We start from the raw sequence: 12,286 nt of genomic DNA on the forward strand, positions 1-12,286 counted from the left end.
TGATTTAGAACAGGTCGATATAGAACCCTTCTTCCCATCCATCATCGTCGAGGTCGTCATCTTCAGTTAAAAAGTAATGCATATCCAATAAATCAGAATCGGTCATATTTCTGACCAGTTTGGGTGTCATTCCTTCTGGAGGATTTTTGATGTATTTTTGTCTGAGTTCATCCACATATCTTTGATTCATTTGCAACTGCCTCCCATCTGTAATAAATGTAGTATGAAGCAGATGGGAGAGAAAGTCAAGCAGAGCGGGACCGGGGATAAAGGCCATGCCTTATCCTTGTCCTTTTGTATAATTCATCCAGAGGAACCCGTTCATGTTTATGGTACAGCTCTAGAAAGACCATTTCATGTCTGCAGTTTGGGCATTGCAGGGGGTCGTACCCCATGGTAAGAAGGAAAAGCTTACGCCAGGTGTTGAAATCGAGGAGAATCCTGTGTTTGGATTTTGGGACTGCTTTATGGAGCTGATTGTCAATCTCCCGGTGTCTGGCATAAAGCCCATAGTACCGGGTCATCTTGAAGTTTTTTTCAGGTATATGCAGAATGAGCAGCTTAATGAAATCAATGGCGGGAAGAGTCTTTTTTACAAAAGAGTTGTCTTCATGCTTATTGTAATGGAAAGTCACCATCTCCCCATCGTAGGAATCAATCCTGGAAAGAGCAATGACAGGGCGGCCAAGATAACGGCTGACATATTTAATAATGGATTTTGGGTCGCAAAGATTGGGCTTGGCATAAACGTAGAATCCATTTCTGTCCCTATGGTAAACGGCGGCTTTCATCTTTTTAAAAGAGGGACCGATGCGTTTTTCCAGTTTATTTAACAAAACAGTCTGAAAGGATTTACGGAGGTAGGAATAATTGAAATATGTGACCTTGCGCCAGACACCATCATCAGAAAACCCGCCTTCGGTAAGGAGACAGTGGATGTGTGGATTCCAACCGAGAGGGCGACCGAAGGTATGAAGGACACAGATAAACCCAGGGACAAAGTTTTTGGATTTGTTCAGGGAGAAAAAATATTCTTTGATGACATCAGAAACAGCCTCGAAAAGGCAGTTAAGCAGAGTGCGGTCTTCGAGGAAAAAGCGGCGGAGGGATTCGTCAATGGTGAAGACGAGATGGCGATGGGTACACTGTATTAATTTAAAAGACATAGCGGCAGACCTGTCATTGGAATACTTAGCGCCGCAGGAGGGGCAAAACTTGGAGTGGCAGCGGAAAGGAACGAACTTGAGGTTACCGCAATGGGGACAGCCATACATGGCGCCACCATAAGAAGGATCCCCGCAGTTAATGACCTTATCAATGTTTTCCATGACGACAGGTCTGGGTTTTATATCGTATTCAATGATTTCGTAATAGTCTCTGAGCATCTTCTGAATCACATTCATGAGATTATTATGGAATAAAATGACGCAAAAAACAAGCCCTAATTCCCCTCATGAATGAGGGGCTAGGGGAGTTGAGGTGCCGAAGGCACTTTCTTGCTGTCCGGGCCGGCAGGGGAGTCATTTAAGGGCAGGATTTCATTTTAATTCAAAATTACTACATAAAATGTTAAAAATAATGAAGGAAGTATTAAATATGTCTAAAATTGTTGACGTAGCACAAAATTGTGATATAATACATTCGTAATGAATGTAACAATTATGTAATAAATAAATCTCCGGCTACATTCAGTATAAAACCATGATGGGAGAGTTTCTTCAATGAGAAAAATGTTAGGCAGCCTTTTAAAGGCAGGAGCTGTATGCGGGATGCTGATGGTCATGAATCCATTTACTTCCCTGGCTGCAATCGGTCCTGGATTCACAGCAGGTACATACGTTGCCACTATTACAGCGGAGAGCGTCAACATTAACAAAAGCCAGGACAGTGAAGAAGTACTGATGACAGCCAAGACAGGGAATGTATATGAAGTTCTGGAGGATATGGGAAACGGATGGATGAAGGTTCGGGTCAATGACTCCGAAGGATTTTTGCCTGTATCCGGTAATGCTACCGTGGAGCAGGTAGGAGAAAATGAGATGGCAGAGGTACAGCAGGATGCCGTTGAGTCTTCAGATACATATAAGCGCCAGCAGGTGGTGAATTACGCCATGCAGTTTGTAGGCGGAAGATACAAGTACGGCGGCAGCGACCCGCGTACAGGGACGGACTGTTCCGGATTTACCAGATACGTGCTGCAGAATTCAGCAGGCATATCCATGAACCGCTCTTCCGGCGGACAAGCCCAGCAGGGAATTGCCATCAGCGCTGACCAGATGCGGCCCGGAGATTTGATTTTTTACGGAAGCGGAAGAAGTATCAACCACGTAGCCATGTATATTGGCAACGGACAGATTGTTCATGCTTCAACAGAGAGGACAGGCATTACAGTGTCCAACTGGGATTACAGGAATCCGGTGAAGATAGTGAATGTGCTAGGATAGGATTTTCAATATAAATAAGCAGGGCCTGCCGGAGTAATCCGGCGGGCCCTTGTGCTGTCCGGCGGGCCTGGATTAAAGGACATAAAAAGGAACGTTTACCCGCGTTTTGCGGCTGAAGTCAAGGAGAATTAAAAGGAAGTAACAGCAAAGAGAAGTCTCCGGATAGGGGAGCTATCCGGGGACTTCTCAAGGGGAGTATAAATAATTAATAAGGATGAGGTCATGGTTTAAGGGAAACCATTTTACCTCATATTATTTATAATATATTTTATGGAAAAAAGCAACCTTTTTCATCAGCAACGGTAAATTAATTTGATATGACGAATGTCCACTCCATCCAGACAGACCGCCCCTGCAGAAACTTCATAAAATCTCGGTATCAGACTGCACAGAGTTGTATCCACTAACATACCGCTGAGAGTATGAAAGTTTTTCTGTAAATAGCTATTAAGCATTAGGTCTTCTATGATAAAATCTATTATCATAAGGAGGCCTATTATTATGGCAAGAAGAGAAAAACAGCCCGTACACAAAGTAGTCATGACGGAGGGGAAAAGGAACATCGTCCATCAGCTCCTGGAAGAGTATGACATCCAGACTGCGGAGGATATCCAGGAAGCCCTCAAAGACCTGCTGGGGAGCACCCTGAAGGAGATGATGGAAGCGGAGATGGATGAGCATCTCGGCTATGGGAGGTCAGAACGGTCGGATTCGGATGATTACCGCAATGGCTACAAGCCCAAGCGGATCAACAGCAGCTTCGGGAGCATGGACATCCAGGTGCCCCAGGACAGGAAGTCCACGTTTGAACCCCAGGTGGTAAGAAAGCGCCAGAAGGACATTTCCGGCATTGACCAGAAGATCATATCCATGTATGCAAAAGGCATGACAACCCGCCAAATCTCGGATACCTTGATGGACATTTATGGTTTTGAGGCTTCGGAAGGGTTCATCTCGGACGTGACGGACAAGATACTGCCGCAGATTGAAGACTGGCAGAACCGCCCGCTGGAGGAAGTCTATCCCGTGGTCTACATCGACGCAATCCATTATTCCGTGCGGGAGGACGGGGTAATCCGCAAGCTTGCCGCCTATGTCATCCTCGGCCTTACGCTGGAAGGTAAAAAGGAAGTCCTGAGCATACAGATCGGGGAGAATGAAAGCTCCAAGTACTGGCTCTGCGTTCTGAACGAGTTGAAGAACCGCGGTGTGAAGGATATCCTCATTCTCTGCTCGGACGGGCTCACGGGCATTAAGGAAGCCATAACGGCGGCATTCCCGAAGACGGAGCAGCAGCGCTGCATCGTACATATGGTACGGAACACGCTGAAATACGTCTCCGACAAGGACCGGAAAGCATTTGCCACGGACCTGAAAACCATCTACCATGCCGCAAACGAGGAAAAGGCGCTGGAGGCGCTGGAGAAGGTGACGGAAAAGTGGACGCCAAAGTACCCCAACTCAATGAAACGCTGGCATGACAACTGGGATGTGGTATCCCCCATCTTCAAGTTTTCCATGGAGGTCAGGAAGGTGATCTATACTACCAACGCGATCGAGAGCCTCAACTCTACCTACCGGAAGCTCAACCGCCAGCGGAGCGTGTTCCCGGGCAGCACGGCGCTCTTAAAGGCTCTGTACCTGGCCACGTTCGAGGCGACGAAGAAGTGGACCATGCCCATCCGCAACTGGGGGCAGGTCTATGGGGAACTGTCCATTATGTACGAAGGCAGACTGCCGGAATAAGAGCGCACAGGCATAGGTGTACACCTATCCGGAAAGGAGCTTTCCATGTATGGATTTTCAAAATACGATGCTCAGGACAGGTACGACAGCTATAATACTGTACAGGTGAAGTTAAAACTGAATATGAAGACAGATGCAGATATCCTGGCCTGGGTCAGACAGCACAAATATGGCAGGGACACTTCCGTCCAAGGGGCCATCAAGGCCCTGATACGGGAAGACATCGCCAGAGGCCAGGCCGATGGGACACAAGGTTAATCCCTCTGCATTTTACATTCGTTGGCTGTCTGCAGCTCTGACAGGGATTCCATGATAGACAGGTAATCGATCCCCTCCACAACAGTCCCTGTGCCAGGGTCAAACAGTTCATCGTCTGCGGTGGCTTTCGGGTCATAGGATTTCAGTTCACTGTCATACCAGCTATAGATATCACTGTATAAGTCGGCTGCATGATCCAGCAGGGACTGCAGTCCATTGATCTTTGCCCTGATATCTTCAGGTACAAAGGGATCGTCTGTTTTTAGCTTCATGGCACACCTCCTGATGTTTTCCTGTAAGAAGTGTACCATAATTTGATGGGATTTTCCAATACATCTTGACAGAATCCAAAAGCATCCGTATAGTAAAGGTAGGTGGTCACGACATCCACCTACCTTTCTCATTAACTTATCATAGAAGATCTCAATTTACAGACTTTTTTTCATACTCTCCTAAAAATTCTTGTGCTCCTCTTTTTTTGTTTTAACTACCAAACAGTTTTTTTCATCCTTGTACGTGCTCGGACTCATTCCAAAATGCTGCTTGAATACTTTGGAAAACGCAAGCTGATCCGTATAGCCTACCGCATTTGCTACTGCGCTGATGGATATATCTTGTTTTTTTAAAAGCACCTTTGCTTTTTCCATTCGCAGATTCACCAGGAATTCCTGTGGGGAACATCCAAACGTCTTCTTGAAGCTACTTGCAAGGTAACTTCTGTTTACACCAATATAATCTGCCAGTTCATTGATTTTTAGGCGTTCATTATAGTGATAGGTGATATACTCCATCGCATGTTGTGCATACAGCGCACCAGAATAATGATGAACCGTATTGGCTCCCCTTGCCGTTTGCTGATAATCACCGATCAATTCTGCGAGAACAAGTCGAAGGAAAGCATTTCGCCTTAATTCATTGGCATAGGTCAATTGGTGGGCTTCCAGCATCTGACTGATGTACGTCCACACCTTCTCTACACAGTTAATCTTACGAACCGGATTTTTCAGGCTAAAACCTGCACTACTGACATATTCCTCCGCATTAATTCCGATAAATCCGACCCACATATAACACCATGGTTCTTCCCAATCCGCTTCATACCACGCTTCCACTCCGGGAGGCAAGAAGAATGCATCGCCAGCTTTCAATTGGTATACCTTTTTATTGATTTCCAGGGTACCCTTTCCCTTCTGAATCACGTGCAATACACTGGACGCTCTTTGATTCGGACCGAACCTGTGGGCTGGGTTACAAGATTCCCACCCGCAGTACGTCAGGCACAGTTCAAGTGAACCTTCCTGCATATCCCCGAGACATTTATATGTTGCTGAATTCGTAAATTCTATTGTATGATTCAATGCATCTTCTCCTTTACACAAACAGAAGTTATTTTTCAGCCTCCTTGAGTACATAAATCAACGACGCGAAATCTCCTCCTTTTTTATTTAAACGCTCTCTGTCCAAAGGTATTCCGACATACATGAGTTCATCACCATACGCCTGATATATGGTTTCTTCACATTGTACATCATAGAGTCTTTCTTTGTCCAACCCTTGAAGCTTTAAACGCAGCCAAGACGCATTTACTTTATTCAACTTTTGATAAAATCCGGCAATCGCTTGTTTTTTGTCCTGTGAAACTACCATCCATGCTGTATCATTTCCCTCAAACGGGCTGCGTAATCTGTAGAAATCGCCATCCATTTGAATCAATTCTCTGTTCTCCTTCATGAATTCAATCTGTTCTTTGACCATCTCCATCTCTCTATCACTTAACAAATTGAGATCCAATTCATACCCGAATGTGCCAAAATATGCAACATTTGCTCTTGTTGAAAGCGGAGTAACTCTGTAAAGCTGATGATTCGGCACTGCGGATACATGGGTCCCCATACTTACAATTGGATATACATAGGAAGTTCCATACTGAATTTTTGTTCTTTCATTGCCATCTGTGTCATCACTTGTCCATGTCTGTGGAGCAAAGTACAACATCGCCGGGTCAAATCTTGCACCTCCACTTGCGCAGGATTCAAAGAGAATTTCCGGAAATTCTGTTGTAAGCCTTGTATATAAATCATACACTCCAAGGATATATTTATGCATGACTTCCCCTTGCGAAGAAGCATCCAATCCTCTGCTATACGGTTCTGTCATATACCGATTCATATCCCATTTGATGTAAGAGATTGAAGACTCCCGGATGATTTTGGAAACCATCGCGTAAATGTAATCCACTACCTCCTTTCTGGAGAAATCTAATACATGCTGATGTCTGGAATGCGATTCAAACCGCTCCGGAACCCCTATGATCCAATCAGGATGTGCCCGATACAAGTCACTGTCTTTATTTACCATCTCAAGCTCTACCCAAAGACCAAATTTTAACCCCATTTCTTCCACTTTGTGAGAGAGTCCTGAGATACCATCCGGCAGTTTTTCCAGATTCACATACCAGTCACCTAACCCTCTGTAATCATCATTTCGGGTACCAAACCATCCATCATCCAAAACAAAAAGCTCTACCCCTGCTTCTTTTGCCTTTGCCGCAATATTTAGTATTTTCTCTTCATTGAAATCAAAATAGGTAGCTTCCCAGTTATTTAGAAGAATCGGTCGCGCCTGATCTCTCCACATCCCTCGCATCAACCGTTTCCGGTACAATTTGTGATACGTCTGGCTCATCTTGTTTAATCCCTGACTGCTGTAGACCATAACAACTTCCGGTGTCTGAAACTCTTCCCCTGCGCTCAATTCCCAGTGGAATCCTTCTGGATGAATTCCCATCATAACTCTGGTTATATCAAAAGTTGAAACCTCTGTTTGCGCCAGAAAATTTCCACTGTAAACAAGACTGAACCCATATACATCTCCCTGCTCTTCTGTTGTGTGAGGCCGCTTCAGCGCAAGGAACGGATTGTGCTCTGCACTACTACATGTCCCGGTCAGACTCTGTACCGCCTGAATTCCCATTTCCAACTTCCTGTTTTTCACATAACGCTCTCTGGCCCAAGCGCCGGAAAGATGCACCATTTCATAGTCCATATCCGGAAATTCTACACTTGCACTCATCGCACGTTCCAGTACGATTTTCTGATTTCCTTTCTGAACAATCCTGCTATTTCTTGTAAGAACGGGCATCTCTGCAAATACTGTATAAGAAAGCACCAGATCGGTATCCATAAGAGAATCATGAAGCAGAATCTCTAATGTCTGTGCCTCCTCGTCGTTTTCAGTATAAACAGCCGGTAACGGTGTAAGGTTTTTTTTGCCACCATAGATTTCATGTGACCGATAGGTGAAATTTACAATTCTGCTTCCATTTTCTTGTCTTACCGACAATGCGGGACTTCTGTAATCCCCTGTCCCATATACCGGATATTCCTGCTTTGTGTAATGCATAGACAGCGTTCCCGGTTCCGGTATGCAAATCGACATATGCGAACGTATACATTCTTCGTGAAGATAAGTAAAATCTTCTTTATCCCGAACCGCCTTTCCATAGTACAGGTTCTCCAGTTGACCATTCTCCATAATATGGATAATATAACTCACTTCTTTGTTGAAAATGTGAAATGTTTTTGTTTTTTCATGATACTTTATCGCCATAATTCTCTCCTTGTTTAAAAAAAGGCTGACGTAATCACTGTTACGCCAGCCAAAAATGTCTACGGTTATAATTTACCACCGCTGGTAGCAATTCCTTCAATAAATTGTTTCTGGAAAATCACATAAATGATAATCATCGGTACACATGCAATCAAAGACGCTGCCATCAGTTCCGGGAACTTCGCTACATACTGTCCCTGCATCTTTGCCAGTGCAGAGGAAAGAACTAACATGTCTTTGTCTGTATTAACAATCATCGGCCACATCAGGTCTTTGAATGCAAAAACTGCTGTAAAAATTCCAAGTGCCACCATGCCAGATCTCGTCAGCGGTGCCATGATATAAAGAAAGGTTTGACCGATGTTACATCCATCCAGTCTAGCCGCTTCTTCCAGATCATTTGGCAACCCCATATATCCCTGACGCAAAAGGAACGTTCCAAATGCTGTTACCATACCTGGGAATACCAATGCAAAAATGGTATTCAGCATCCCCATTTTACTAATCATCAGATACTGCGGAATAATGAAAATTTGCACTGGAACCATCATCTGAAACAATACCAATGAGAAACAAAAGTTCCTTCCTTTAAAGTGAAGCCTTGCAAATGCATACCCTGCCATCGTTGCCGTCAAAACCGCACATAAAACACGGAAGAGGATTAACAGAAATGTGTTTTTATACAGCATCAGGAAGTTCATATTATTCAAAACTGCTGCGAACGCCTCTGTTCTCCATAACTTTGGAAAAATTACAAAAGGATTAATTGCGGTGGCTTCTGTGACCGATTTAAAAGATGTCAGTATCATCCATAAAAAGGGGACCATCATCGTAATCGATATAAGAACCAATACAATGTGTATTACAATTGTAGATATTTTTCTTTTTGTTTCCATACTAGCCATTCTGCCCCCCCTAATTATAGAATACCCATTTTTTCTGTCCAATCATCTGGAATACGGTAAGAATCATCGTAAGAACAAGAAGGAGAACAACAATCGTTGCGCCATATCCCATATTCTTATTAATGAATGCGTATTTATAGAATAAATATACCAGTGACTGTGTCTTTTCAAGTGCCGGATTCGTCTTATCTATTACCATGTAAATCAAGTCGAATACCTGAAGGGAACTAATTACGCGGGTTACCAGCACAAAGAAAATTGTCGGGGACAATAAAGGAATTGTGATGTAAAAAAAGCTTTTCACTCCTGTTGCCCCGTCAATTTCTGCCGCCTCATAATAATCATGGGGAATCTCCTGCAGCCCGGAAAGAAATAGTACCATGTTGTATCCAAGTATTGACCAGACACCAATCACTGCAATCGAAAATACCGCGATCCTCGGATCAGAAATCCATTTTACATGAATATGGAACAGATTATTAATCAATCCAAAATCTGAGTTGAATAACCATCGCCATACCATAGCCACTGCTGCCGGAGCCGCAACCATCGGAAGGAATATGATGGTTCTATATACAGAACGTCCTCTCATCTTTCTGTTCAGAAGAACTGCCAGAACCAGTGCGATAGCAATGGAAAACGGAACTTCCACAATCGCATATTTTAATGTATTAATCAGAGCCTGCCATACTTCTTTATCTCCGAATACCTTCACATAATTATCCAATCCAACAAAAATATTTCCTCTTCCAAAGTCCCCTGTTTTGAAGAAACTTTGGTAAATTGTCTGAAAAATAGGAATGAGATTCAAAATAATCAACCCTACCATCGTTGGCAAAATAAACAGCCAGCCCCATAGAAATTCACTGCGCTCTCTGCTTGTTCCCATAAGTTTTCTCTTTTTATCCATGCAAACCACTACTTCCTTTAATACAGGCAGATTCAAAAGAATCTGCCTGACAAATTGAAACGTTTTAATTTTATTGTGCTTCTTCCTCTAGCTTATTGTTCATCTGATCTGCCATCTCTTTGCACACATCTGCCATACTCTTTTGGCCTGTGTAAACACTCTTTAACAACTCACTGTCCTCATTCTCCCAAGTTACGGTAGATCTTGAATATGGCCTGATTTCCATATCATCCATCATGTTCAAATAAGCCTGTAAATTGAAGTCTGCTGAATTTTTCCATGCGTCAGATGTTCCCTTGTATGCGGACATCGTAACACCAAGTTCTGCCTGTTTTTCCTGTGCCTCTTTGGAACCCAAATATTCAATTAACTTCCATGCATTTTCCGTATTTTTGCCGTTGGCTGATGCAGCCCATCCAAGCCCATTGTATACGGAAGCTCTTCTTCCTGTTGTTGCATTTTTCGGAAGTTCTACAACATCACAGTTCTCAGCCGTGTACTCATTAGACTTATAGGCTGGAAGCATCCAGGAACCTTGGCATACCATCGCAACTTTACCCGACTGGAACAAAACATCCTCACTGTTTTCAGACATCGTCTCCAGAGAAGGCATCACACCATCCTGAATCCAACCTTCTAATGTTTCCATTGCTTCAATTGTCTTCGGATCATCCCAGCCTGATTTTGTCCTGTCATCATTAATGATATACCCGCCGTTATCGAAAACCATATTGTAATAACCAGCCTGATTGGTGTCATTTCTCATTGCAAGCCCATACTGACTTCCATCTTCTTTTGTCAGCTTCTTTGCCGCTTCTGTCACATCGTCCCATGTCCAGTCTGCAGTAGGATATGCAAGCCCTGCTTCATCAAACATCGTCTTATTGTACCACAGAGCGATTGTATCCACGTCCTTTGGCACTGCGTAATATTTATCTTTATATGTGTACAATCCCCAAATATCCTCTGGATAATTTTCAGGATCAATGGTATCACTTTCCGCAATTTTATCTGTTAAGTCTAGAAGCATACCGTTAGACATGTATCTTTCACTTTCGTTCGAGTGCATCCAAAATACATCTGGAAGAGAGCCGCCCTGTGCACCTGCTTCCAGCATGGTCCAATACTCGTCCCATTTTACCACAGTAAGCTTTGTTTTAATTCCTGTCTCTTCTGTGAAATCTGCGAGAATCTCTTTGATTCCAGGCTCCTGATAAGAATCCCAGATAGAAACAGAGAGTTCTCCGCTGTCTGATTTTTCCTTGTTGTCATCTGTACTTTCACTGTTTCGGTTTCCTCCGCATGCTGCCAGTGAAAGTGCCATAGCCCCTGCCAACACCATAGCCAACGCCTTCTTAAATTTCATATTTTTCCTCCCTTATTTTTTTGTCAGATTACTTGATTTAGCATCTGTTTCATATGTTGTTTTTTATTATAATTTCACATGGAATAATGTTAAATGGAGATTTGTCTGCATTATATGGAAAAATGTTATTTTTATGTATTTTTTCTTGTTTCCATAACATTCTTTTTAATTTTTCAGCATTTTACCAATTACAATACCCTTTTTTTTGAATTACAAGATAATTTTTCAAAATCACCCCAACATTTTTCTATATTTCTTTTGCTTTTCTTCGTTCAGAACAAAACCTTTTGCAATCTGTACAAATCGATGTTAGAATACCTAATAGAATTGATGCTCATAAAAACGAGAAAGTCGAGGAAACCTATATGAATCTATTGAATGAAAACAACGTAGTCCATATCTTTTTAAATAAAATCGGCGATATTGTAATTGCGAATCTGATCTTCCTTCTGTGCTGTATTCCCATCATTACTATCGGTCCCTCCCTTACTGCACTGTATCATTGTATGCTCCGTTCAATCAAGGGAAATGACTATGGAACAATCCGCACCTTCTTCCACGCCTTGAAGGAAAACTTTGTGCAGTCATTGATTGTCTGGCTTAGCATGATTGCCGCAGCCTTTATCTTAATCACGAACATTGGATTTTTGTGGTCCTCCCCATCCATCACAGGACAACTCCTACTCTGCGCATCATTTGGAGTGGCTGTACTACTGCTCATTCTGGCGCTTTACATATTCCCAGTGATTGCAGTATTTTCTAACACTACCAGACAGCTTGTCAAAAATGCGTTTGCTTTCGCCTTTATGCACATTCCATCTACTTTAGCGATTGTGACAATTTCAACGCTCCCTATGATTATGACTTATTTAGACTTAAAACTTTTGCCGCTTTATGCCTATTGCTGGTTCTTTTTTGGATTTGGTTTAACCGCCTACATCAATTCCCTTTTGTTTTACAGAATGTTCAGGCCTTACTTGTAAAAGAGTAGCGCAGCCTTGCAAAGCTTGGGCGGGATTGTCTAACTAAACGACATTATACAGAAAGC

The 12,286-nt window shown here is 43.0% G+C and carries 12 protein-coding genes; 4 read left to right on the forward strand and 8 right to left on the reverse strand.

Features of this window, described 5'->3' with window-relative positions:
* Positions 1 to 4: 4 nt before the first annotated feature.
* A complete protein-coding gene (locus LA360_RS22565) occupies positions 5 to 190 on the reverse strand; it encodes a hypothetical protein (protein WP_009295925.1) in 186 nt (61 codons plus the stop codon).
* Between the two features lie 55 nt (positions 191 to 245).
* On the reverse strand, positions 246 to 1,349 hold the full coding sequence (locus tag LA360_RS31565) for an IS91 family transposase (protein ID WP_465245341.1): 1,104 nt from the start codon (positions 1,347 to 1,349) through the stop codon (positions 246 to 248).
* A 372-nt stretch (positions 1,350 to 1,721) separates the two neighbouring features.
* On the opposite strand from LA360_RS31565, the gene LA360_RS22585 reads away from it, so the two are divergent.
* The 3 genes from LA360_RS22585 (at position 1,722) to LA360_RS22595 (ending at position 4,448) form a co-directional block, all read left to right on the forward strand.
* Complete coding sequence (locus tag LA360_RS22585; protein WP_022200254.1) at positions 1,722 to 2,444, forward strand: NlpC/P60 family protein; 723 nt, start codon at positions 1,722 to 1,724, stop codon at positions 2,442 to 2,444.
* A gap of 540 nt (positions 2,445 to 2,984) precedes the next feature.
* Positions 2,985 to 4,190, forward strand: a complete 1,206-nt coding sequence (locus tag LA360_RS22590) for an IS256 family transposase (protein ID WP_173876956.1) — start codon at positions 2,985 to 2,987, stop codon at positions 4,188 to 4,190.
* A gap of 45 nt (positions 4,191 to 4,235) precedes the next feature.
* Positions 4,236 to 4,448, forward strand: a complete 213-nt coding sequence (locus LA360_RS22595; RefSeq protein ID WP_002583243.1) for a hypothetical protein — start codon at positions 4,236 to 4,238, stop codon at positions 4,446 to 4,448.
* Here the strand turns inward: LA360_RS22595 and LA360_RS22600 are convergent.
* The 6 genes from LA360_RS22600 to LA360_RS22625 form a co-directional block, all read right to left on the reverse strand.
* Positions 4,445 to 4,720 (reverse strand): hypothetical protein, encoded by a 276-nt coding sequence (locus LA360_RS22600; RefSeq protein WP_002583244.1) that lies wholly within the window; start codon positions 4,718 to 4,720, stop codon positions 4,445 to 4,447. The genes LA360_RS22595 and LA360_RS22600 overlap by 4 nt on opposite strands.
* Positions 4,721 to 4,900: 180 nt before the next feature.
* Positions 4,901 to 5,806: an AraC family transcriptional regulator gene (locus LA360_RS22605; RefSeq protein ID WP_027640735.1), complete on the reverse strand. Its 906-nt coding sequence runs from the start codon at positions 5,804 to 5,806 to the stop codon at positions 4,901 to 4,903.
* A gap of 28 nt (positions 5,807 to 5,834) precedes the next feature.
* The gene (locus LA360_RS22610) at positions 5,835 to 8,057 is read right to left on the reverse strand and encodes an alpha-galactosidase (RefSeq protein ID WP_112481578.1); all 2,223 of its coding nucleotides are present in this window, start codon (positions 8,055 to 8,057) and stop codon (positions 5,835 to 5,837) included.
* 65 nt (positions 8,058 to 8,122) lie between these two features.
* Positions 8,123 to 8,962: a carbohydrate ABC transporter permease gene (locus tag LA360_RS22615; RefSeq protein ID WP_065550147.1), complete on the reverse strand. Its 840-nt coding sequence runs from the start codon at positions 8,960 to 8,962 to the stop codon at positions 8,123 to 8,125.
* Between the two features lie 10 nt (positions 8,963 to 8,972).
* Positions 8,973 to 9,872 carry a carbohydrate ABC transporter permease gene (locus LA360_RS22620; RefSeq protein WP_027640738.1) on the reverse strand — a complete coding sequence of 300 codons (900 nt, stop codon included), beginning with the start codon at positions 9,870 to 9,872 and terminating at the stop codon, positions 8,973 to 8,975.
* 70 nt (positions 9,873 to 9,942) lie between these two features.
* The gene (locus LA360_RS22625) at positions 9,943 to 11,238 is read right to left on the reverse strand and encodes an ABC transporter substrate-binding protein (protein WP_022200768.1); all 1,296 of its coding nucleotides are present in this window, start codon (positions 11,236 to 11,238) and stop codon (positions 9,943 to 9,945) included.
* Positions 11,239 to 11,603: 365 nt separating this feature from the next.
* On the opposite strand from LA360_RS22625, the gene LA360_RS22630 reads away from it, so the two are divergent.
* Positions 11,604 to 12,221, forward strand: coding sequence for a YesL family protein (locus LA360_RS22630; protein WP_225537657.1), 618 nt, complete (start codon positions 11,604 to 11,606; stop codon positions 12,219 to 12,221).
* Positions 12,222 to 12,286 lie beyond the last annotated feature (65 nt).

The organism is Enterocloster clostridioformis (assembly GCF_020297485.1).
Taxonomy (GTDB): Bacteria; Bacillota; Clostridia; order Lachnospirales; family Lachnospiraceae; genus Enterocloster; species Enterocloster clostridioformis.